This window comes from Psychrobacter aestuarii (genome assembly GCF_904846035.1).
Lineage (GTDB): Bacteria > Pseudomonadota > Gammaproteobacteria > Pseudomonadales > Moraxellaceae > Psychrobacter > Psychrobacter aestuarii.
In genome coordinates, this window is sequence record NZ_CAJGYT010000001.1 from 2,153,591 (window position 1) to 2,176,511 (window position 22,921).

At 46.3% G+C, this 22,921-nt stretch carries 28 protein-coding genes; 24 read left to right on the forward strand and 4 right to left on the reverse strand.

Annotated features, from left to right (window positions below):
* Nucleotides 1-2 precede the first annotated feature (2 nt).
* From rplR to rplQ, 11 genes are all read left to right on the forward strand, one after another.
* Nucleotides 3-353: a 50S ribosomal protein L18 gene (gene rplR, locus JMW05_RS09210; RefSeq protein ID WP_199507779.1), complete on the forward strand. Its 351-nt coding sequence runs from the start codon at nt 3-5 to the stop codon at nt 351-353.
* Nucleotides 354-355: 2 nt separating this feature from the next.
* Complete coding sequence (rpsE, locus tag JMW05_RS09215) at nt 356-853, forward strand: 30S ribosomal protein S5 (protein WP_201504994.1); 498 nt, start codon at nt 356-358, stop codon at nt 851-853.
* 20 nt (nt 854-873) lie between these two features.
* Entirely contained in the window at nt 874-1,053 is a 180-nt protein-coding gene (gene rpmD / locus JMW05_RS09220; protein ID WP_201504995.1) for a 50S ribosomal protein L30, read from the forward strand.
* Entirely contained in the window at nt 1,053-1,493 is a 441-nt protein-coding gene (gene rplO, locus JMW05_RS09225; RefSeq protein WP_201504996.1) for a 50S ribosomal protein L15, read from the forward strand. The genes rpmD and rplO overlap by 1 nt, the downstream gene beginning before the upstream one ends.
* Before the next feature lie 19 nt (nt 1,494-1,512).
* Nucleotides 1,513-2,844: a preprotein translocase subunit SecY gene (secY, locus tag JMW05_RS09230; protein ID WP_201505588.1), complete on the forward strand. Its 1,332-nt coding sequence runs from the start codon at nt 1,513-1,515 to the stop codon at nt 2,842-2,844.
* Nucleotides 2,845-2,884: 40 nt separating this feature from the next.
* Complete coding sequence (gene rpmJ / locus JMW05_RS09235) at nt 2,885-3,001, forward strand: 50S ribosomal protein L36 (RefSeq protein ID WP_199507783.1); 117 nt, start codon at nt 2,885-2,887, stop codon at nt 2,999-3,001.
* A 236-nt stretch (nt 3,002-3,237) separates the two neighbouring features.
* The gene (gene rpsM / locus JMW05_RS09240) at nt 3,238-3,594 is read left to right on the forward strand and encodes a 30S ribosomal protein S13 (protein WP_201504997.1); all 357 of its coding nucleotides are present in this window, start codon (nt 3,238-3,240) and stop codon (nt 3,592-3,594) included.
* 20 nt (nt 3,595-3,614) lie between these two features.
* Entirely contained in the window at nt 3,615-4,004 is a 390-nt protein-coding gene (rpsK, locus tag JMW05_RS09245; RefSeq protein ID WP_201504998.1) for a 30S ribosomal protein S11, read from the forward strand.
* Between the two features lie 47 nt (nt 4,005-4,051).
* Nucleotides 4,052-4,693, forward strand: coding sequence for a 30S ribosomal protein S4 (rpsD, locus tag JMW05_RS09250; protein ID WP_201504999.1), 642 nt, complete (start codon nt 4,052-4,054; stop codon nt 4,691-4,693).
* 54 nt (nt 4,694-4,747) lie between these two features.
* Nucleotides 4,748-5,755 (forward strand): DNA-directed RNA polymerase subunit alpha, encoded by a 1,008-nt coding sequence (locus JMW05_RS09255; RefSeq protein ID WP_199507786.1) that lies wholly within the window; start codon nt 4,748-4,750, stop codon nt 5,753-5,755.
* A 19-nt stretch (nt 5,756-5,774) separates the two neighbouring features.
* The gene (rplQ, locus tag JMW05_RS09260) at nt 5,775-6,134 is read left to right on the forward strand and encodes a 50S ribosomal protein L17 (protein ID WP_199507787.1); all 360 of its coding nucleotides are present in this window, start codon (nt 5,775-5,777) and stop codon (nt 6,132-6,134) included.
* Nucleotides 6,135-6,211: 77 nt separating this feature from the next.
* Here the strand turns inward: rplQ and JMW05_RS09265 are convergent, their stop codons facing one another.
* Entirely contained in the window at nt 6,212-6,832 is a 621-nt protein-coding gene (locus tag JMW05_RS09265) for an L-threonylcarbamoyladenylate synthase (RefSeq protein WP_201505000.1), read from the reverse strand.
* 181 nt (nt 6,833-7,013) lie between these two features.
* Nucleotides 7,014-7,682: an elongation factor P hydroxylase gene (locus JMW05_RS09270; protein ID WP_227691494.1), complete on the reverse strand. Its 669-nt coding sequence runs from the start codon at nt 7,680-7,682 to the stop codon at nt 7,014-7,016.
* 150 nt (nt 7,683-7,832) lie between these two features.
* Between JMW05_RS09270 and JMW05_RS09275 the strand changes: the two genes are divergently transcribed.
* The 6 genes from JMW05_RS09275 to lysM all read left to right on the forward strand — a co-directional run bounded on the left by JMW05_RS09275 (nt 7,833) and on the right by lysM (nt 12,274).
* Complete coding sequence (locus tag JMW05_RS09275) at nt 7,833-8,414, forward strand: YceD family protein (protein WP_201505001.1); 582 nt, start codon at nt 7,833-7,835, stop codon at nt 8,412-8,414.
* 292 nt (nt 8,415-8,706) lie between these two features.
* Nucleotides 8,707-8,889: a 50S ribosomal protein L32 gene (rpmF, locus tag JMW05_RS09280; protein WP_199507791.1), complete on the forward strand. Its 183-nt coding sequence runs from the start codon at nt 8,707-8,709 to the stop codon at nt 8,887-8,889.
* 360 nt (nt 8,890-9,249) lie between these two features.
* Entirely contained in the window at nt 9,250-10,218 is a 969-nt protein-coding gene (gene fabD, locus JMW05_RS09285) for an ACP S-malonyltransferase (RefSeq protein WP_201505002.1), read from the forward strand.
* Nucleotides 10,215-10,943: a 3-oxoacyl-ACP reductase FabG gene (fabG, locus tag JMW05_RS09290; protein WP_201505003.1), complete on the forward strand. Its 729-nt coding sequence runs from the start codon at nt 10,215-10,217 to the stop codon at nt 10,941-10,943. The genes fabD and fabG overlap by 4 nt, the downstream gene beginning before the upstream one ends.
* Before the next feature lie 287 nt (nt 10,944-11,230).
* Nucleotides 11,231-11,467, forward strand: coding sequence for an acyl carrier protein (acpP, locus tag JMW05_RS09295; protein ID WP_201505004.1), 237 nt, complete (start codon nt 11,231-11,233; stop codon nt 11,465-11,467).
* A gap of 297 nt (nt 11,468-11,764) precedes the next feature.
* Nucleotides 11,765-12,274 carry a peptidoglycan-binding protein LysM gene (gene lysM, locus JMW05_RS09300; RefSeq protein WP_201505005.1) on the forward strand — a complete coding sequence of 170 codons (510 nt, stop codon included), beginning with the start codon at nt 11,765-11,767 and terminating at the stop codon, nt 12,272-12,274.
* A 111-nt stretch (nt 12,275-12,385) separates the two neighbouring features.
* Here the strand turns inward: lysM and queG are convergent, their stop codons facing one another.
* Nucleotides 12,386-13,525, reverse strand: a complete 1,140-nt coding sequence (queG, locus tag JMW05_RS09305) for a tRNA epoxyqueuosine(34) reductase QueG (protein WP_201505006.1) — start codon at nt 13,523-13,525, stop codon at nt 12,386-12,388.
* Between the two features lie 208 nt (nt 13,526-13,733).
* On the opposite strand from queG, the gene JMW05_RS09310 reads away from it, so the two are divergent.
* Complete coding sequence (locus JMW05_RS09310; protein WP_201505007.1) at nt 13,734-15,347, forward strand: NAD(P)H-hydrate dehydratase; 1,614 nt, start codon at nt 13,734-13,736, stop codon at nt 15,345-15,347.
* Between the two features lie 69 nt (nt 15,348-15,416).
* Here JMW05_RS09310 and JMW05_RS09315 read toward each other — a convergent pair whose 3' ends face one another.
* Nucleotides 15,417-15,908 carry a DUF4124 domain-containing protein gene (locus tag JMW05_RS09315; protein ID WP_201505008.1) on the reverse strand — a complete coding sequence of 164 codons (492 nt, stop codon included), beginning with the start codon at nt 15,906-15,908 and terminating at the stop codon, nt 15,417-15,419.
* Nucleotides 15,909-16,783: 875 nt separating this feature from the next.
* Between JMW05_RS09315 and JMW05_RS09320 the strand changes: the two genes are divergently transcribed.
* The 6 genes from JMW05_RS09320 (at nt 16,784) to JMW05_RS09345 (ending at nt 22,887) form a co-directional block, all read left to right on the forward strand.
* On the forward strand, nt 16,784-18,496 hold the full coding sequence (locus JMW05_RS09320) for an acetolactate synthase 3 large subunit (RefSeq protein ID WP_201505590.1): 1,713 nt from the start codon (nt 16,784-16,786) through the stop codon (nt 18,494-18,496).
* Entirely contained in the window at nt 18,496-18,990 is a 495-nt protein-coding gene (gene ilvN / locus JMW05_RS09325) for an acetolactate synthase small subunit (RefSeq protein ID WP_201505009.1), read from the forward strand. The genes JMW05_RS09320 and ilvN overlap by 1 nt, the downstream gene beginning before the upstream one ends.
* A 120-nt stretch (nt 18,991-19,110) precedes the next feature.
* Nucleotides 19,111-20,127, forward strand: coding sequence for a ketol-acid reductoisomerase (gene ilvC, locus JMW05_RS09330; protein WP_201505010.1), 1,017 nt, complete (start codon nt 19,111-19,113; stop codon nt 20,125-20,127).
* Nucleotides 20,128-20,457: 330 nt separating this feature from the next.
* A complete protein-coding gene (locus tag JMW05_RS09335) occupies nt 20,458-20,883 on the forward strand; it encodes a hypothetical protein (protein ID WP_201505011.1) in 426 nt (141 codons plus the stop codon).
* Between the two features lie 252 nt (nt 20,884-21,135).
* A complete protein-coding gene (locus JMW05_RS09340; RefSeq protein ID WP_058025376.1) occupies nt 21,136-21,348 on the forward strand; it encodes a cold-shock protein in 213 nt (70 codons plus the stop codon).
* A gap of 786 nt (nt 21,349-22,134) precedes the next feature.
* Nucleotides 22,135-22,887, forward strand: coding sequence for an electron transfer flavoprotein subunit beta/FixA family protein (locus tag JMW05_RS09345; RefSeq protein WP_201505012.1), 753 nt, complete (start codon nt 22,135-22,137; stop codon nt 22,885-22,887).
* Nucleotides 22,888-22,921 lie beyond the last annotated feature (34 nt).

Here is a 22,921-nt window from a genome sequence, read left to right on the forward strand (position 1 = left end):
AAATGTTTGATAAAAAAGCAGCTCGTCTGCGTCGAGCTAAAAAAACCCGCGCACATATCCGTAATCTAGGTGTTCATCGCCTAACGGTTAACCGTACGCCAAAGCACATCTATGCCCAGATTATCTCTCCTACTGGTGGTGAAGTGATCGCTCAAGCATCTACCTTAGACAGCAGCTTGCGCTCAGGCGCAACTGGTAACGTAACTTCAGCAACATCTGTAGGTCAGATGATTGCCGAGCGTGCCAAAGCCGCTGGTATCACTAAAGTTGCTTTTGACCGTAGTGGTTTTAAATATCATGGTCGAGTAAAAGCTTTAGCAGAAGCTGCTCGCGAAAATGGATTGGAGTTTTAATCATGGCGAAAAATGAACAGACAGACGGTTTGGTAGAACGCTTGGTTGCTGTTGATCGCGTTGCAAAAGTGGTCAAAGGTGGTCGTATTTTCTCATTCACAGCATTGACTGTCGTTGGTGATGGTAATGGTCGTGTTGGTTTTGGTCGTGGTAAAGCCCGCGAAGTACCAGCTGCCATTCAAAAAGCACTAGAAGCGGCTAAGCGCAACATGATTACTGTTGAGCTTAACGATGCAACTTTGTTCCACCCAATCAAAGCCCGTCACGGCGCAAGTAAAGTATACATGCAGCCTGCCTCTGAAGGTACTGGCGTAATCGCTGGTGGCGCAATGCGTGCGGTTCTTGAAGTTGCTGGTGTTAAAGATGTATTGACCAAATGCTATGGCTCTACCAACACTGCAAACGTCGTACGTGCAACGTTCAACGGTCTGCGTGATATGTCAACTCCAGAGAAGATGGCAGCAAAACGTGGTAAATCTGTAGACGAAATTTTGGGCTAACTTAGAGTAGGTGAGTTACGATGAAAACAATGAAAGTCACTCAAACGAAATCGGCTGCCCATCGCCTTAAGAGCCACAAAGCGTGCTTGAAAGGATTGGGTTTACGCCGTATTGGTCATACCGTTGAAGTAGAAGACACCCCTTCAACTCGTGGTATGGTAAATCGCGTCAACTACATGGTAAAAGTGGAGGAAGCGTAATGGGTCTTCGATTAAATGAATTATCACCAGGCATTGGCGCGAAAAAAACCGCACAACGTCGTGGTCGTGGTATCGGTTCAGGTCTTGGTAAGACTGGTGGCCGTGGTGTAAAAGGTCAAAAATCTCGTTCAGGCTCTAGTGTTCCTGCAGGTTTTGAAGGTGGTCAAATGCCACTATACCGCCGCCTACCAAAATTTGGTTTTACCAGTAAAATGGCAATGACAACAGCAGAAGTGCGTTTGTCTGAGCTTAACAAGGTAGAAGGCGACGTAGTAAGTGTTGAGACGCTAAAAGCGGCAAACGTTATCCGTGGCGATATGAAGCGTGTACGCATCATCTTGTCAGGCGACGTCACCAAAGCCTACACCTTTAAAGGTGTAAAAGTAACCAAAGGCGCTAAACAAGCAATCGAAGCTGCTGGTGGCAGCATCGAGGAGTAGTCACGTGTCCAAACAATCAATGTCATCGGCTGGTATCCCACTCAATCCACTGGCGTTTATTCGCAAGTATGATGAACTGTGGTCGCGCTTATTGTTTTTAATCGGTGCATTGATTGTTTATCGTTTAGGGTCTCATATTCCTGTTCCAGGCATTAACCCTGTCAATTTGGCTGATTTGTTTTCGCGTAATGAGAACACCATTTTAAGCATGTTTAACATGTTCTCTGGTGGTGCACTCGAGCGTATGTCTATCATGGCATTGGGTATTATGCCCTACATTTCAGCCTCAATTATTGTACAGATGATGTCTACGGTACTCCCTTCTTTAGAAGCACTCAAAAAAGAAGGCGAAGCAGGCAGACGCAAGTTAAACAAGTACACCCGTCAAGGGACGCTGGCGCTAGCGTTGGTACAGTCTTTTGGTATGTGTGCTGGCCTTATCAGCCAAAACTTGACGTTGTCTACAGGACTTACCTTTTACGTTCCTGCAGTGACCTCTTTGGTTGCAGGTGCGATGTTCTTGATGTGGCTCGGTGAGCAAATCACTGAGCGCGGCGTCGGGAATGGTATATCGATGCTCATTTTTGCCAGTATTGTGGCAGGAATGCCAAGCATGATCTCCCAATCCATTGAACAGGTCAATCAAGGTCAGATGAATTTGATTGTACTGTTCATATTTGTGGTTTTGGGTGTTGCTGTCACAGCGGGTATTGTTTATATTGAACGGGCGCAGCGCCGTGTTCCAGTAAACTATGCACAAAAACAGCAGCAAGGTCGCAAGATATACGCGCAGCAGCAATCGCATTTGCCGCTAAAGATTAACATGGCAGGGGTCATTCCTGCGATTTTTGCCAGTTCACTACTTCTGTTCCCTGCCAGTTTAGGGCAGTGGGTAGGTCAGTCTCCTGATCCTACTTTTGTACAAAAGATACTGCAAAATATGGCACTGGTTTTATCGCCAGGACAGCCTTTGTATTTGGTACTCTTTGGTGCGATGATTATCTTCTTCTGCTATTTTTATACAGCATTGGTCTTTAGTCCGCGCGAAGTTGCTGAAAACCTTAAGCGTAGTGGTGCGTATATTCCAGGTATTCGCCCTGGTCAACAAACCCAGCGTTACCTCGATCATGTATTAAACCGACTGACCTTTATTGGTGCCATTTATATGACGGTCATCTGTTTAATGCCTATGATTATTCAGTCGTCATTTGGTGTGCCATTTCATCTTGGTGGTACGTCGCTACTGATTATGGTCGTTGTGGTCATGGATTTCATCTCGCAAATTCAGGCACACTTGATGACCCATCAATACCACGATCAGACGTTAATTCAATCACCTACTCAGTCTTAATCGACGCCAAAAGTTAGGATGATATCTCAAGGAGCATGCGATGAAAGTTCAAGCATCAGTTAAGAAAATTTGTGGTAGCTGTAAAGTTGTACGCCGTAAAGGTCGTGTACATATCATTTGCACATCAGAGCCACGTCATAAGCAGCGTCAAGGTTAATCTTTAAACGATCAGTGATGGTCATTTAAAATTAACACTTGAAAAATAACGGCGGATACGATATTATCCGCCACTTGCCGTAGTTTATACAGATGTTGGATACTGATATGGTTTTTGGTGCCAGACACTAAGACTGTATTACGTATCTTACTTGTTTGTATTAACAGCAATAAATCTGAAAAATAGACCGTGATATTACTAAGTAAACGCTATTTTTCTTTAATGGAGAGAAATCAATGGCTCGTATTGCCGGTGTCAACATTCCGGATAATAAGCATGCTGTTATTTCATTGACTTACATTTTTGGTGTTGGTCGTACTACTGCTGCACAAATTTTGAAAGCAGTAGATATTGCGCCGACTACTAAAATCAGTCAATTGGATGATTCACAGTTAGATGCTATCCGTGCAGAAGTTGCAAACTATACGACTGAAGGTGATCTTCGTCGTGAAGTATCAATGAATATCAAGCGTTTGGTTGATTTGGGCTGTTATCGTGGCATCCGTCATCGTCGTAACTTGCCTGTAAACGGTCAACGTACGAAGACGAATGCGCGTACTCGTAAGGGTCCACGCAGAGCAATCAAAAAATAATCAACTTAGGAAGCTAAAAGATGGCTAAAGACAATCGTAGTCGCAAAAAAGTGACTCGTCGTTCAGTATCGGAGGGCGTTGCCCATATCCATGCGTCTTTTAATAACACCATTGTTACGATTACCGATCGTCAAGGTAATGCATTGGCTTGGGCCACCTCTGGTGGACAAGGCTTCCGTGGTTCACGTAAATCTACACCGTTTGCTGCTCAGGTAGCTGCTGAAGTGGCTGGTAAAGCTGCTCAAGAATACGGTGTTAAGAATGTCGATGTTTTGGTCAAAGGACCAGGACCGGGTCGTGAGTCTGCGGTAAGAGCACTAGGTGCATTGGGTTATAAAATCAACAGCATTTCTGATGTAACCCCAATCCCACACAATGGTTGCCGTGCGCCGAAAAAGCGCCGCGTCTAATATTAAAGACGAAGCTTTTTATCCCGAAAGCTTAAGGAGACATAAAAATGGCCCGTTATATTGGACCAAAACTTAAATTATCACGTCGTGAAGGCACTGACTTGGGTCTTAAGTCTGGTGTTAAGCCTTATGATGTGAAGACTAAAAAAGCGGCTCGTCCACCAGGTCAGCATGGTGTAAGCCGTAACAAAACTTCAGAATACGCATTACAGCTACGTGAAAAACAAAAAGTTAAGCGTATCTATGGTGTTCTAGAGCGTCAGTTCGCTAACTACTATAAAGAAGCTGCTCGTAAGCGCGGTGCTACTGGTGAAAACCTACTGGCCATGCTAGAAAGCCGCTTGGACAACGTCGTATATCGTATGGGCTTTGGCTCAACGCGTGCTGAAGCACGTCAGTTGGTTAGCCACCGTGCGGTTATGGTGAAAAAAGCTGGTCGTGATGAATTTGTTCGTGTGAACATTCCATCAATTCAGCTACAAGATGGCGACGTGATCGCTATTCATGAAAAATCTCGTGAACAACTACGTATTAAAAACGCTGTAGAACTTGCAACGCAACGTGGTATTCCAGAGTGGCTAGATGTTGACCACAGCAAACTTCAAGGTACTTTTAAACAAGCACCTGATCGCATTGATCTACCTGCTGAAATCAACGAAAGCTTGATCGTTGAGCTGTACTCTAAGTAATAACGTTAAGTAACGAACGTTCATTAAACCAGTTAAATAAATCGAGGTGACATCATGATGCTAAATGCAACTGAGTTTCTAACGCCGAATGCCATCAATGTGGACACGGTTAATGAAACGATTGCGAAAGTCACGCTCGAACCGTTAGAACGCGGCTTTGGGCATACCCTAGGGAATGCCTTACGCCGTATTTTATTATCTTCATTACCCGGTGCAGCTGTGATTGAAGCTGAGATTGATGGTGTTGACCATGAATACTCAACGCTTGAAGGCTTGCAAGAAGATGTACTTGATTTGCTGCTTAACTTAAAAGGCTTAGCAATTACACTTCATGACCAAAATGAAGTATTCTTGACCTTGGACAAGCAAGGTCCAGGCACCATAACTGCCGCAGACATCACACTGCCACATAATGTTGATATTGCCAATCCAGATTTGGTACTAGGTACATTGAGTGAACGTGGGCATCTAAAGATGCGCTTGCGTGTAGTTATGGGTCGTGGATATGAGCCTGCCAATCAGCGCCGTGAAGATGGTGACACCAAAGCAATCGGTCGCTTGAAGCTTGATGCAAGCTTTAGCCCTGTGTTGCGTGTTGCATATCAAGTTGAGAACGCTCGTGTTGAACAGCGTACTGACCTTGATCGTCTTATCGTTGAGCTTGAGACGAATGGCACGATTGATCCAGAAGAGGCAATTCGCAAAGCAGCGACTATCTTGCAACAACAGATTTCTATCTTTGTTGACCTAGAAGCTGAAGAAGCGCCTGAGCCTGTGAAAGAGAAAGAAGAGGTTGATCCAGTGCTTCTACGCCCTGTAGACGACCTTGAACTAACGGTTCGCTCAGCCAACTGTTTAAAAGCTGAAAACATTTACTATATCGGCGATTTGGTCCAACGTTCAGAGACTGAACTGCTCAAAACCCCAAATCTTGGTAAGAAATCATTAACAGAAATCAAAGATGTACTTGCATCTAAAGATCTAGAGCTTGGAATGCGCCTTGACAACTGGCCGCCAGCTGATTTACGTGTTGATGATCGCTTTTCTTATCGTAGCCGTTAAACTTTAAGGATAATTGACCATGCGCCATCGTAAGAGTGGAGTCAAGCTGGGTCGTACCAGCAGTCATCGTAAGGCAATGTTCCAGAACATGACCAACTCACTGTTTGAGCATGAACTGATCAAAACTACATTGCCAAAAGCTAAAGAATTGCGTCGTGTTGCTGAGCCGCTAATCACTTTGGCTAAAGAAGATAGCGTTGCTAACCGTCGTTTGGCGTTCAGCCGTATGCGTAGCAAGCCTATGGTAGGCAAGTTATTTAGCACCCTAGGTCCTCGTTATCAGGATCGCCCAGGTGGTTACTTGCGTATCATCAAGTGCGGCTACCGTGACGGTGATAATGCACCTATGGCATATGTTGAATTGGTTGATCGTGACTAATCACAGCCGTAGTACTAAAAAAAGCTCCAATTCGTTGGAGCTTTTTTTATGCCTGTTTTTTGGTTTTTAAAACAGATTTAAAGTAATAGAGTACTCACATCAGCTGCGCCCTGACGAATGACTTCAGGGATGCTGCTGGTCATGTCGACAATGGTGGTCAGCTGCGTGGTTTTGATGCCTGCATTGATAAGCCCGTCGATTTGATTGCCCAGCAACTCTTCAATATCAAAAGGATCATCTAAGACGCGCTCGTCATTGGGCAGCAGTAGCGAGCTTGTCAGAATCGGCTCGTCCATGGCAGCGAGCAGTGCCTGTGCAATTGGGTTGCTTGGCACGCGGATACCGATGGTTTTTTTCTTAGGGTGTGCCAGTTTTTTTGGGACGTCTTTGGTGGCGTTTAAAATGAACGTAATGGGCGCAGGTGTATGTGCCTTTAACTGCTTAAACTGTGCATTGTCTACGGTGGCATAAGTGGCAATCTCGCTCAAGTCACGGCAAAGCAGGGTGAATTGATGCTTGTCGTCCAGTTCGCGGATGTGCTTGAGCTTGTCTAATGCCGCTTTTGCGCCCAAGCGACAACCAAAAGCATAGCTGGTGTCTGTGGGGTAGACGAGCAGCTTGTCTTCTTGAAGCAGTTTTGCTGCTTGTTCAATCAGTCTTGGTTGCGGATTTTCAGGATGAATGTATAAAGTTTGCATAAGCCCTCGATATAGTTATAAGTTATTGTTGATATGTTTTTTTAGTATAGCCTGCACTTTACTGCCAAAAGTAGTGTCATCACGTGACAATACACGCTCGGTTTTAAGTTGTTTGGGGTCTTGTTAGCGATTTTGTATCTACATTGAATTTTACTCAGACGATTTGCTGTTTTCTAGGTATTTAGCAGCAGCTTAACAGTACCCACAATAGACGCTTGGCGTCTTTCGGCAAACGCGCAGGATACTCAAGGTAATTTAGCGCTTGTTCATAGACGTCATGAGTAAAGGTGCTGCCACTGGTATCAAAATCGGCAAACAAATTGTCTTGGGATACGCGAAACGTGCGTCCGCAAGCAAGGGTCAATAAACACTCTATCGCCTGCGGCTTTATCTCTACACGCTCAAAGGCGGCTTGCTCTGCCTGACTGCGACCATCGGGTGCATACCAATAGCCAAAATCAGGCTGCGTGCGTCTGTGCGTGCCAGCGAGACACCAGTGGCTGATTTCATGCAATGCACTAGCAAAAAAGCCGTGCGCAAATTCAATACGCGCAGGCGCATCACTGGTTGCAGGAAAATACTCAGGCTCTGCCGTACCGCGTACCAAAATCGTGTCATGCATACAAAATGTGGCGTTAAAGACAGCGATTAACCAATCAACGTGTGCTGCTTCCCTATCATCGCTATCGGGTGATACCGTCAATGTCTGCCACTGAGTTTGCCATGATTGTAGCGCTGCTGCGCTAAGCGGCTTGTCTTGTAGTTGAGTATCCAACATATGACGTAATGACACTTTGCGCTCGGGCGTCAATAATGATGCGAATACAACCTCAGATGGGGTGTGAGACATAATCTTCCTACATACAAAATCAGCAGCGTTTCTGCGTTACTACACTGCTAAAGGGTCAAAAATCGTAACATACTAGCGCTGGCGTCAAATAAGGCTTTCCGTTAGTATGGCGGGTAATATTATACATTGTTTTGACTGATGAGACCGCGTATGACCACCACGCCAACAAGCGAGCAAGTAACACACAATAAAAACACCGATGCCAAAACATTGCCTGAACATATCGTATTAGATAAGTGGGCAGATAGCGGCTTTGAGTGGGCAGGGGACGTTGACGCCTCAGTCTTTGAGCGGGTATCGGCACTTTTGAGTCAAGAGCATGCGCAATCGGCGCTAGGCGTACAAGCGACGCTATACCGCGACAGCAACGTGCTGCATTTGAGCTTTAAGCTTAATGGAACGCTTTGGCTGACCTGTCAGCGCTGCTTGCAACCAGTCGATGTGTCTTTAGACGATGACTTTGACATCGCACTTCTTGATGACGACAGTCAGACACGTCTGCTCGATGACACGCAAGACTATCTGCTTTTAGATGAGGTGGTGATACAGCAATCTTCTGAGCGTTTATTGCCATTTAAGCAGCTGATTGAAGACGAGATTTTGCTCAAACTGCCGATGTCGCCCAAGCATGACGATTGCGAAATGGCGGTTGAACAAGTGGGCGAGATTGAAGAAGAAGACAATGAAAATCCCTTTGCAGCACTGGCGGCACTTAAAGGCAAGCTCTCTTAACATTTTACTGGCTTTTAGATTTCACTTTTGCGGTGAAATGGGGCTTTATTAATGTTTTAAAGATGCGTATAATGCTGGGTTTATTGCATTCTGGCAACAAGCTATTTGATATATCACCCGATGCAGAACAACATCATCAACGATACTTTGTTCTTATCTTTGGTTTTATGACAGTAGCAAACTGATTTATTCAATGATGCATAAGACTTAGGTTGTTGTGATTCCATAGCCTGTGTCAGTATCGATTAAAGCTGAATTTTAAGCTTACCCCTTTAAGTATAGGAGCTATATCATGGCTGTTCAAAAAAGTCGCAAAAGCCGTTCTCGTCGTGACATGCGTCGTTCACACCACCACATGACTGTGGCAGAGCTAAGCGTTGATGCCACCACTGGTGAAAAGCATCGTCGTCACCACATGACCAAAGACGGTTTTTATCGTGGTCGTCAGTTGTTCAAAGTCAGTCAAGACGCATAAGTGATTGACCGTACGATGGTGGAAGTGATCTCTCAATGGCAACACAGATTGCAACAGCGAGACTTTTATATCGTACATTAGACACTGATTAACAAGAGCCAAGTTATTTTGCTATCCTCCATAAGATGGCCAGATAACTTGGCTTTTTGTTATGCGCTGTTTGCGACAAGTCGTCACATAGCGCCCAGATTGCATCAGGCGCAAGCACGATTATCGCAAAATTGCCGACACTATCTGAGTATAGACGCTATGATAATGCGGCGGCTCAGTGTATAGTCTACCTACCGTCATTTACTTTTTATCTCGACGATATTTAGGTCTTGTTGCCAAATATCGGTTATCATTTAAGGAATATGGGCTATGGCATCTGCATCTGATACGACAACGACGCAGCCACCACGTATCGCGGTTATCTTTCCAGGACAAGGATCACAAATCGTTGGTATGACCAGCGAGCTTGCCGAATCTTATCCACAAATTCATGACACATTTGCTGAAGCCAGCACCGCATTGGGTGAGGACTTGTGGGCGATTTGTCAGGATGAAGACAAGCTCAACCAAACCCAGTACACGCAGCCAGCACTACTAACAGCCAGTATGGCGATTTGGCGCATTCTTGAAGACAAGTTGCCACAAAAGCCTTGCTATATGGCAGGGCACTCACTTGGTGAGTACAGTGCGCTGTGCGCTGCAGGCGTCATTGAGTTTGCTGATGCAGTGCGCTTGGTACATGCGCGTGGTCAGCTGATGCAAGAGGCGGTCATGGGCATCGATACGGCGATGGCAGCAATTTTGGGTCTAGAAGACCAGCGCGTACAGACACTTTGTGAGCAGACCACAGAGCATGTGGATGGTGCGATTGTTGGCGCGGCGAACTTTAACAGTCCAGGTCAAGTGGTCATCTCAGGCAATGCTGCGGGTGTCACGGCAGTGGTCGATGAAGTGCAAAACGCAGGTAAAAAAGCAATCATGCTGAAGGTCAGCGTGCCTTCACATTGCGCCTTGATGCAGCCAGCGACAGACGCCTTGGCAGAGCTGTTGTCTGAGATTAAATTTGCGCAAGCCGATATTCCTGTGATTCAAAACCGTCACGCACGCGTTGAGAGCACCATTCAGAACATCAAAAAAGCATTAACAGAGCAATTAAGTGAGCCAGTATTGTGGTCACAGACCATGCAAGAGCTTGCTGATAAGCAGGTCAATCTCTTGATAGAGTGCGGTAGCGGTATTGTGCTGAGCAACCTAGCGAAGCGCCAAGCCAATCCTATCGTTAGCTATCCTGTCGATAAGCCTGCGCGATTAGAAAAATTAATGGAGATTTTATTGTGAGTAGAACCATCACCTTAGTAACTGGCGCAAGCCGTGGTATCGGTAAAGCGGTCGCCAAGCGTTTTGCTAAAGAAGGTCATTTTGTTATCGGCACTGCCACCACTGAAAAAGGCGCAGAGCTTATCAATGATTATCTGCATGATACAGGTGGTATCGGTCGCGTATTAGACGTCAGAGACCCTGCTCAGATTGAAAAGCTGTTTGAAGAGATTGAGAGCGTTTATGGTGCTGTACAAGTACTCGTAAACAATGCGGGTATCACCAAAGACGGTCTGCTCATGCGTATGAAAGACGATGACTGGGACAGCGTCATCAATACCAACCTATCGTCAGTATATCGTATGAGCAAGCGTGCGGTACGCGGTATGATGAAAGCCCGTCGTGGTCGCATCATCAACATCAGCTCAGTCGTCGCCCAAATGGGTAACGCGGGTCAAGCCAACTATGCCTCAACCAAAGCAGGGGTAGAGGGCTTTAGCCGTACGCTAGCGCGCGAGCTGGGTTCACGCCAGATTACGATCAACTGTGTCGCGCCTGGTTTGATTGAAACCGATATGACCGATGAGATGGATGAGCGTCTACTCAACTCTATGTTAGATGCGGTACCTGTTGGTCGTTTGGGTCAGCCAGAAGACATCGCCGCTGCGGTCTCTTTCTTAGCCAGCGACGAAGCCAGTTACATCACAGGCTGCGTATTGCCTGTGAATGGTGGCATGTACATGTAGTGGGCATTAACGTATATTAGGATACGCTTGAGCAATGATTGCTCACAAGGAGACAATAAATCTTTTTGTGAACGAGTGTAAACTGTATGCAATAGTGTTATAATGCTCATCAAATTTCTGACCAGATACAGCCTGATGGCGATAGGTCTGGATAGGAAGTAAACTGACGATAGTGAGGCGCTACTATATAAAGCGCCCATTATATTAGACATCACACATCATTGATTAACAAAAATCCTATTTGGTTTGGGTTTTTAAAATACTGATACAAACGAGGAGTTCACCCCATGAGTAATGATATCGAATTGCGCGTAAAATCTGCCGTTGCCGAACAGCTTGGCATGAACGTTGAAGACATCAGCAACGACGCTTCTTTTATGGAAGATCTAGGCGCTGACTCTCTTGACCTAGTTGAGCTGGTTATGTCATTTGAAAGTGATTTTGGTATCACTATCCCTGACGAAGATTCAGCAGAATTGACTACTGTACAAAAAGCCATCGACTACGTAAAAGCTCAGCTATAAGCTGACGTTTTTGCTCGATGACAAACCGCTTGTTTTAGGACAAGCGGCTTTTTTATGTCTGCATATAACTGTAGGATTTACAATGCTACATGCCTATTACATTACTCAACATACCTTTACTATAAAAAAGATACGCCTTGGTTATACTCATATTCAGCATATCAGGACGCATTTTTTGCGCCTGCTACTGTCTAACAACTAACAATCATGAATAACAATGACGCTGTTTTATTTGATTCACGGTTTATCAGTGAGCAAAAAGACAGCCTAAGACAATAATATTTTAAGGAAAAAATTATGGGTATTTTTAGTTTTGCCAAAGACATGGGCGATAAGATTTTTAACCGCGATGACGAAAAGCATCAAGCACAACAAGAAACCAAAGCCGATGCCAGCAAGCCTGTAAACAACACAGAGCCATCAGCGCAATCAGTAGCTAATATTTTGCTGCGCCGTATTCAGCAGCAGCATCTAAACATCAGTAACCTAAAAGTCAAATATAACGGCAGCACCGATACCGCTGAAATCAGTGGTGTGGCAAAAACACAAGCTGACCGTGAAAAAGCCATCATCGCTATTGGTAACGTACAAAACGTCGCTAAAGTGATTGATAACATCGATATCGAAGAAGACGCACCAGAATCAACCATGTACACCGTAAAATCGGGCGACAGTCTGTCAAAGATTGCCCAAGAAGTGTATGGCTCATCTGACGACTATATGAAGATTTTTGAAGCCAACAAGCCAATGTTGTCTGACCCAAATAAAATCTACCCGGGTCAAGTACTGCGTATTCCTAAGCCATAATAGGCAAAAGGTTATCAATAAAAAATTGATAGCAGTATAGAGATAAAACAAAGCCCCGCCATCTATGGTGGGGTTTTTTATGGTCTGTATTTATTACCCAATATAGGCAGATTAAGACAATTTGCCTTGTTGCTCTATAATTGCCCATTCAATATGCTCATCCAGCATCTCGCCATGTTCACCTAGGTGCGTATGCAGGGCTGTGACAATCTCAATGCTGGCGGGTGCGTTGCCCAAAGCAATGGCAATATTGCGCAAGAAGTTCACGTAGCCTGTACGGCGAATCGGACTGCCCTCAGTGGACTTTAAGAATGTTTTTTCGTCCCAGCGCCACAAGGTCAATAAGTCACTGTCATCGAGCCCATGGCGCGGTGCAAAATCATCGACTGCAGTCATCTTGGCATAGCGATTCCAAGGGCATATCAGCTGACAGTCATCACAGCCAAAGATACGGTTGCCCATGGCGCGGCGGTATTTTACATCGATGCTGCCTTTATGTTCGATGGTCAAATAAGAGATACAGGCGCGTGCGTCCAGCTCGTGTGGGGCGACGATGGCATTGGTTGGGCAGATATCAATACAAGCGCTACAGCTGCCGCAGTGCCCGCGCACAGGGGCGTCATCAGGCAAGGCCAAGCTGGTAAACAGCTCACCTAAAACGAAAAACGAGCCTGCTTGTTTGTTAATGAGTAAGGTGTGCTTGCCTGTCCAGCCGAGCCCAGCCGCGTCGGCAATAGGGCGTTCGAAGATGGGTGCTGAGTCACTAAAGGGACGAAAGACAAAGTCATCATCGGCGGCAATGTCTAAATGCTGCCACTCTCCAAGCATGGTCTCAATTTTTAGCGCCAATTGTTTTAGGCGGCTACGCATGATTTTATGGTAGTCGCGACCACGGGCATAACGTGCAATGATGGCACTATTGGGACGCAAGTCGTCCTCAACCGTACGCGGTTTGGGCGCTGTGGTCAGATAATCCATACGCACGCTGATAATCGTACGTGCGCCTTCAACGAGCGCTGCTGGGTTGGCACGCAAATGATGGTTTTGATGCATGAAGCTCAAATCCCCTTCGTAGCCTTTTTCTAGCCAGCGCTCAAGGTGGGTAATTTGCTCTTTAAACAGCGGATGATGTACGGACAAAAAGCCGCAGTCCGCAAACCCAAGTGCTTGTGCTTGGTCTCTTATCCAAAGCTTGACGTCATTGGCATCATTAAAGGTATTGGCAATGGTATGGGTCTGGATGGAGGTCATAAGAGCAGGTGCGTCCTTTTTGTCAAAATACCGTTTTGTCAGCGTACAATGCGCGATTATAGGGTGGGGTGACCACTACAAAAACCAAATAAAGCGCCACGTAGAAACATACAACATATTGCTACTGCCTTTGTTAGGCTAAGTCATATTGACAGATCTCATGCACAACGCGCATGCAGCCACTCACAGAGAATAATAGGACGGCACAATGATAGCCCTTTATAACACTGAGCAAGTATATCAAATAGAAAAAGCATGGTTTGCCCAAGGTCATGACAGTTTTGCGCTCATGCAGCAGGCAGCTTGGCAGTGTGTGCAGCGTATCATACACGCTGTGCAGCAAAAACCACAAACCAAGCGGGCGTGTGTCTGGGTCGGTCATGGCAACAACGGTGGTGACGGTTGGCTCATTAGCCATTATTTGCAAAAGCTTGGCTGGCAGGTGACGACTGTAGTGATGAGTGCAGACAGCTTGCTGGATATGGACGATATGCTTGATGCCTCAGACAGCGACGCACACAAAGCGCAACGTATTGCCCGTCAGCATCGTGACAACTTCCATGTCTTTCAGCAGGAAGCAAGGGACGCATTGGCAGTGCACTTGGCAGCTGACGTGTACGTAGACGCTTTATTTGGTATTGGTTTTGACCGCGCGCCAACAGCGCAGGCGGCGCACACCATAGGTGCGTTTAATCACTATGCCGCACAGCATCAGGCACTCAAGGTTGCGATTGATGTGCCAAGTGGGGTGGTGGCGCAAACAGGGCAGGTGTTTGATGGCGTCGCCATACGCGCGGACATCACGCTGTGCTTGGTCGCGCGCAAACAAGGACTACATACCAAAGATGCGCTGGATTATATCGGACGGGTGACGGATATCCCCTTGGTGCCGCATAGCGACAGCGTGCCGAATGCGTGGCTGTTGTCACAAGCCTACCCATTCGCTGCCCGTCAGAATAACAGTCACAAAGGCAGCTATGGGCATGTGCTGATTGTAGGTGGTAATCGTATCGATGGCTCACAAGGCATGGGCGGCGCGGCGATACTTGCAGCCTCCAGCGCGATGGCAGCAGGGGCAGGCAAGATTACGGTCGCGTGCCACGATGCCTTTCATGGTGCGGTATTGACCAGTTTGCCTGATGCCATGACGTTAGATGTACATGATACCCAAGGGGTGAGGGGCTTAATCCAGTCAGCGCAAGTGGTCGCGATTGGTATGGGGCTTGGGCGTGATGCCACAGCCGAACACCTATTTCAAGCGTACGTGCAAACAGCGATGGAACACCAAGTGGCGCTGATTATCGATGCAGACGGTTTATATCATCTGGCGACATTGGACAAAAAAGCGCCTGATTTTGTGCAGGCATTAAAAGCCTATGCACAGCGTCATAGCGTGCGCTTTACTCCGCACAGTGGTGAGGCGGCGCGGCTGCTGCATACAGAGGTTGCTAGTATTGAGCAAAATCGGTTTGCTGCTATTCGTAAGTGTGCACAGCATTATGGCGGCGACTGGCTACTCAAAGGGGCAGGCTCTTTAGTGCTTGAGGAAGACGTATTGTATGTCTGCGCGGTGGGCAATGCAGGGCTGGCAAGTGCAGGTATGGGCGATGTGCTCTCTGGCGTCAATGCAGGATTAATGGCGCAACAAGACTTAGATACCGACCAGCGCAGTTTGCGTCAGGCCGTACTTTTGCATGGTATGGCTGGTGATACGTTGACTCAGACAGACATACCAGCAACTTGGCGCATCGGTCAGCGCGGCTTGCAGGCGCAAGATATGCCTGCGGTCATTCGCCACGAAATGACGACCTTAAGCGAGTGACAACACACTCGCTCAAGATTCATTATTAGAAGTCACTAGGGGATTGTATATGGTGAACTAAAGTGAGGATCAGCTGGCGCAGTATTGGTCAATGGCTTGCTGGACGCGCTCGCGCTTTAGCTCAATCTCACGCCCATCTAGATAACGGCGATTGCCGCTATCGTCCATCTCGTAAATACGTCCGCCCACGTTTAGGTTGGTTAGGTTATTGCGCAAAGACTGACAACGCTGGGCATTGGCATTGGCGTCTTGCTCTTTGATACGTGCCTCTAGTGCAGCGATACGCTGCGCTTCAGGGTCAAGCGCGGCCGCTTGGTTGGCATCGGTCTTACCTGCCAGCTGTCCTGGATTGTTTTGGCGACCGTCGCTACGAAACTCAATCACCTCGACATTTTTGGCATTTTGTGGTGGGTATTGGCTGTATTTGACTTCGCCATACGCACCGATGGACTTATAAACCTGAATGGCTTGGCTGGCACTGGTGGTGGTCATCAAGACGGCAGCAGTCAGCAATGGCAGTGATAGGCGAGTTACGGTATTTATCACAGAGGGGTATCCCATGACAGCAGTCCTTGTAAGCGGCAAACGGGTCTGTTTGTGCCAGTGACAAAAGCATCAAAGGCGATCAATAGACGACAAAGCAATGATTGAATAATTTTCGATTCTAGCAAAAAACGCGGATAAATGTATATTATTTAATAACCATTAGTTGGCAATCATGACAGAAATTTTTTCTTGACAATAGGGTTTAAAGCGTTGAATATAAGAGCTGTTAATTGGTCAGTAAAGCACTGCCAGAGCAGATGATTTTACTTGAAAGCAGACATCATCTTACGGTTTATCGACCGTTGGGCTGATGTGGTTTTCTTTGTGACGTTAGCACAATGAGGATGACCGTCATACGCTTGATTACCCTCATTGCTTGCCTCGTCTTTGGACTTATCGGTCTACAACGACTAAGACACCCTTATTATGAGGACACAGCCAGTTTTATTCTTGATAATAAAACCACAATGGCTACGATAAAGAGAACAACATATCGCCTAATGTCAGTCGGCTTTTGCGTTACTCACTCGGCTCCTAACCTACCATAATAACTGTCTCATTCAGATGACGCGCTCATCTTGTCGCCGTATACCGCAAGCCTCCAATCACAAACGACCGCTTTCTGTTGCTATGTTTGAGCCTTATGCTGGCATTTTGCCGCTGAGCTTTGGCATGGTGGGCACACATTCTTGATATGGATTAAGATGACCTATTTAGCAGCGCTGCCCCATACGCTGCACAATAACGCATCTATGCCGCAAAAAAAGGTGATGACAGTGACGCAAACCACGCAAAGTCCGAACATGACAGGACACACTCAAACGAGTGATGCCGCCAAGAATTTTGATAAAAAACAGCAAAAGCTTGCAGAAAACACTGCGCAGCCAGTGATGATGTCTGGTGCGGAGATGCTGGTACAAGCCCTAACCGATGAGGGAGTCAAATATATCTTTGGCTATCCAGGCGGTGCGGTACTGCACATTTATGATGCGCTGTTTAAGCAAGACAATGTCGAGCACATACTGGTGCGCCATGAACAAGCGGCAGGACACATGGCCGATGCTTACTCACGCGTGACGGGACAAACGGGCGTGGTCTTAGCAACCTCAGGCCCTGGCGCGACCAATACGGTGACCTCAATTGCGACCGCGTTTATGGACTCAGTGCCGATGGTGGTCATTGCAGGTCAGGTGCCCAGTGGTCTGATTGGCGAAGATGCGTTCCAAGAAACGGACATGATTGGTGTCTCACGCCCTATCGTGAAGCACAGCTTTCAGGTGCGTCACCCAAGTGAAATCCCAACCATCGTTAAAAAAGCCTTTTATATCGCGCAGTCAGGTCGCCCTGGTCCTGTGGTCATCGATGTACCAAAAGACATGACCGCGCCGAATGAAAAATATGTCTACGAGTACCCAGAGGAGGTGTTTGTACGCTCATATCAGCCATCTATCAAAGGTCATCACGGTCAAATCAAAAAGGCGGTTGAAGCCTTACTTGATGCCAAGCGTCCTGCGGTCTACTCAGGTGGCGGTGTCATCTGGAGCAACGCGCATGAAGAGCTGACCGACCTTGCGCATCGCTTGAACCTACCTGTTACCAACACGCTGATGGGCTTAGGGGCATTTCCAGGCTCAGACAAGCAGTTCTTGGGTATGCTTGGCATGCACGGCACGTATGAAGCCAACATGACCATGCACCATGCGGATGTGATTTTGGCGGTAGGCGCACGTTTTGATGACCGCGTCACCAACAATGTCAAAAAGTTCTGCCCCAATGCGACCATTATTCATATCGACATTGATCCTGCTTCGATTTCTAAAACCATCTCAGCGCACATTCCTATCGTAGGGGATGTCAAGTCGGTGTTGACAGACATGCTAGAGATGATTGGTACCGACAAGCAGCTCGATGACAAAGCCCTAACCGATTGGTGGTCACAGATTGAAGAGTGGCGCTCGCGTCATGGTCTGCGCTATGACACCGATACTGAGCATGGCATCAAACCACAAAACGTCGTACAAACGCTGTGCAAAATCACCAATGGTAATGCCATCATCACAAGTGACGTGGGTCAGCATCAGATGTTTGCAGCCCTGTACTACACCTATAATGAGCCGCGCCAATGGTTAAACTCAGGCGGTCTGGGCACGATGGGTGTAGGCTTGCCCTATGCGATGGCAGCCAAGCTTGCCTGTCCTGAGCGTGATGTGGTCTGTATCACAGGTGAAGGCTCTATTCAGATGAATATCCAAGAGCTCTCGACCTGCTTGCAGTACGATTTGCCTGTCAAAATCTTGAACCTTAATAACGCCCAATTGGGTATGGTCAAGCAGTGGCAAGATATGCTCTATGAAGGCCGCCATGCGCAGTCTTACATGCAGTCATTGCCAGACTTTGTCAAACTGGCGGAAAGCTATGGGCATGTGGGTATCAAGATTACGGACCCAGAAAAAATGGAAGAACAATTGGCAGAGGCGATGGCCATTAAAGACAAGCTGGTGTTTATTGATGTTTATGTCGATCGTAACGAGCATGTGTATCCGATGCAGATTGCAGGACAAGCCATGCGTGATATGTGGTTATCAAAAGGAGAGCGTACCTAATGCAACAGCATCTGATTTCGGTATTGATGGAAAACGAAGCAGGCTCTTTGTCACGCTTGGTCGGTCTGTTTTCACAGCGCGGTTATAACATTGAAACGCTCAATGTCGCGCCAACAGAAGACCCAACCATTTCACGCTTGACGTTGACCACCATCACCTCGCCTGAAAAAATTGAGCAGATTACCAAGCAGCTGCACAAGCTGATTGAAGTGGTCAAAGTCATCAACCTATCTAACAATGTGCATGTCGAGCGCGAGCTGATGCTCATCAAAGTGCGTGCTACAGGCAGCGTACGCGAAGAGATTAAGCGCAGTGCAGATATTTTTCGTGCGCAGATTGTCGATGTGACCGCTAATCTATACACCATTCAAATCGTTGGTGATACCGCCAAACTCGATGGCTTTATCGACGTGATTGGTCGTGAGCGTATCTTAGAAGTCGTACGCTCAGGGGTCATCGGTATCGCTCGCGGCGAAAAGACGCTCAGCTTATAACTGGATTTACAAGATTATATTTAGGATTTAAACGCAGTGTGGCTGGATGCTTACTATGCTAGGAGCATCACCACGCTCACTACCCATGGCTCTCCATGATTGAGGAAAAGGACGCTATTTATGAACGTTTATTATGATAAAGACTGTGATTTGTCTATCATCCAAGGTAAAAAAGTTGCGATTGTTGGCTACGGCTCACAAGGTCACGCACACGCACTAAACTTGCAAGATTCTGGTGTTGATGTGACTGTTGGTCTACGTGCCAACTCAAGCTCATGGAAAAAAGCAGAAAACTCAGGTCTAAAAGTCGCTGAAGTTCAAGAAGCCGTATCAGCCGCTGACGTGGTCATGATTCTGACCCCTGATGAGTTCCAAAAGCAGCTGTACAGCGACGTGATTGAGCCAAATATCAAAGAAGGCGCAACCCTTGCTTTTGCTCATGGTTTTGCTATCCATTACAACCAAGTTGAGCCACGTAGCGACCTTGACGTCATCATGGTTGCACCAAAAGCACCTGGTCACACCGTGCGCTCTGAGTTTGTAAAAGGCGGCGGTATCCCTGACCTTATCGCTATTTACCAAGACGCTTCAGGTCAAGCCAAAGAATTGGCATTGTCTTACGCGGCTGGCGTTGGTGGCGGTCGTTCTGGCATCATCGAAACCACATTCAAAGACGAAACCGAGACCGACCTATTTGGTGAGCAAGCAGTACTTTGTGGCGGCGCGGTAGAATTGGTTAAAATGGGCTTTGAAACCCTAACCGAAGCTGGCTACGCCCCTGAAATGGCATACTTTGAGTGCTTGCATGAGCTAAAGCTTATCGTTGACTTGATGTACGAAGGCGGCATCGCCGACATGAACTACTCAATCAGTAACAACGCTGAATACGGCGAATATGTGACTGGTGTTGAGGTCATCAACGAAGAATCACGCAAAGCCATGCGCAATGCCCTAAAACGCATCCAGTCTGGTGAATACGCGAAGATGTTCATCAACGAAGGCATGAGCAACTACCCATCAATGACTGCCCGTCGTCGTAACAACGCGGCGCACCCAATCGAACAAACTGGCGAAAAACTACGCGCCATGATGCCTTGGATTGGTGGCAACAAAATCATTGATAAAGAGAAAAACTAAGCAGAATTTGCTTTAGGCACTATACGAGACGTGTAGTCGCTGTTTTGCCCATGTTACCGCAAGGTGGCATGGGTTTTTTATTGACGGCGTGTTTTATTTAGCCGTACTGTCCTACAAGAGGCGGGGCGCTTGAAATGACATATTTTTGCCTCATATAAAGAAGCATCGCTTGCGGCGCGCCTTTAATCCTCATTGCTGTAAAAAAACAATGAGTAAAACGCTTTATAGCAACTGCTGATAGGATACATACCGCGCATAAGCGATATGCTGGCGATACTGTGCAGGCAGTACGTCAATAAACAGGTATGCTTTAAATATAGGTTGAGTGTTGTGCAAATATCGTTTCCAGAATGGCTAGATGGGCAAGTGGCTTATGTGATGTTGAGTGCGTTGGTGGCCGTACTGATTGGTATAGAAGGGCGGATGCTCAAAAAAAATGACGGTGCCTTACCACGCAATACCTTGTTTCATGTCTTCTCGCTTATCGATACGCTGTGGTTTTTCGTCTCGCTGACGGTACTGTACGCGGTGGATGGAATATCTATCATGACCAGTGTGCCTGTCGCCTATGCAATTTATACCATATTTGGTTGGATATACGGTACGCGCTTGCTCAGACGCCGCGGCATTCCCGACTCACCAGAAGATTTGGTGATTCCGCCAAAGTATATTGCCTATAGTCAGTCGTTTGCACTGATATTTTTCGTTCTATGCTTGGTATCGCTCACACATTTTAGTTGGGCAGGGGTTTTTTAAGGGTTTGGCAGGGGTTTGTGTTTGATTTTTAAGGTTATTGACAAGTTACAAAACTCTTTAATTTAATCTTCTACATCCCATAAAAGCTGCTATACTAAGGTCGTACTTATGAGAAAGAGAACAAAAATAATAGGGTATCATCAGATAGTTTATTATGCCTCACAAGGCATTTGCTCTTGGTTTATGTAAGTATTTATCAATCAATCAGTAGCGACAAATTCGCTGCGAATAGTTTAAGAGTTAGGAAAATATATGTCTGATAAAGTTGAAGGCACTGTAAAGTGGTTTAATGAAGCTAAAGGTTTTGGTTTTATCGCTCAAGATAACGGTGGACAAGATGTGTTCGCTCACTACAGCGCTATCCAAGGTAACGGTTTCAAAACCCTAGCCGAAGGTCAAAAAGTGTCTTTCATCTTAGGTGAAGGCAAAAAAGGCCCACAAGCTGAGCAAATCGAAGCTCTTTAATCTTCACTGTTGAATAGATGTGACTGACGTATCAGACATTTTTATTTGCAAAAAGATTAGCGACAAACAACACCACTGAGTGCGTTTGTACACCATATTGTATAGATTGTAATTCAAAAGCAACCTTTTTAAGGTTGCTTTTTTTATGCCTAAAATTTATAAATCTAGAAAATAATTTTTATAAAAAACATCAAAAGACGTTTTTACTTATTTGAATAATAAAATGAATAGATGTCATAAGTATTCTGTTATACCGTTTTTTCTTTATAAATCTATTGCTTGCCGAAAAGCGTGATTTTAAAGACCTATATCCTAGGCGCTAAGATGCTGACACTGACTTGTAATCGCAACGTATGATGGTAATATGAAGGTTTGCATGCGCATATGGCGATGATAGGTGATGGCATAGGGCAGGCGCTATAGCGCGAATAAAACAGGCGCATCCATATACAGATACAGCATACTTTTGTGGTAATGCCTTTTTATAAAAAGGTTATTATAAATAGGCAATTTGGCTACTGTTATCTTTCTTGCTGATATTAAGCGTTATGCTGGGTATTTTGGTTTTGCTGTATAGTAAATGGCGCGCTCATGGGTTACAAATAGATGACCCAGTGTTCATTGCACTGTCTTGACCTCGGTGGTGCGCTCACGCAAGATACATAGGGCGGCTTAAACACACAAGCACAGACATTCTGCTGCTGTTCGAGCATTTTTTTTAGTAATGTGTCCTCCGCATTTTGGAGGGTTTATTTTTTATTGACAACAATTCATAAAGAGGAACGTATGAAAGCATTAGTCGCGGTCAAGCGTGTCATTGATTATAACGTAAAGGTTCGTGTCAAGGCAGACCACTCAAGTGTGGATCTATCAAACACTAAAATGTCTATCAACCCCTTTGATGAAATCGCGGTAGAAGAAGCGGTACGCCTCAAAGAAAAAGGCGTGATTGATGAAATCATCGTCGCTTCAATCGGTCCAAAAGAAGCGCAAGAGCAAATCCGTACCGCGTTGGCATTGGGTGCTGACCGTGGCGTGTTGGTGGTTACCGAAGACAAAACGCAGCCACTACAAGTCGCTAAAATCCTAAAGCAAATCGCTGACCAAGAAGGCACTGAGATTGTACTGCTCGGCAAACAGGCGATTGATGACGACAACAACCAAACCGGTCAGATGTTGGCGGCATTGATGGGTGTTGGTCAAGGTACGTTTGCTTCAGAAGTGGTCGTCGAAGGCGATAAAGTCAACGTCACCCGCGAAATCGACGGTGGTCTACAGACCGTTGCACTTGACTTGCCAGCGATTATCACCACCGACTTGCGTTTGAACGAGCCACGCTTTGCCAAGCTACCAAACATCATGAAAGCGAAGAAAAAACCACTGGATGAGAAAACCCCAGCGGACTTTGGTGTTGACATGACCTCAAAGCAAGAAATCGTCAAGGTCGTGCCCCCTGCTGAGCGCAGTGCAGGCGTGAGAGTCGCCTCGGTCGATGAGCTGGTCGACAAGCTAAAAAATGAAGCGAAAGTAATCGGATAATAGCGTCTGCTAACAACGATTGGGACAGGGCGGG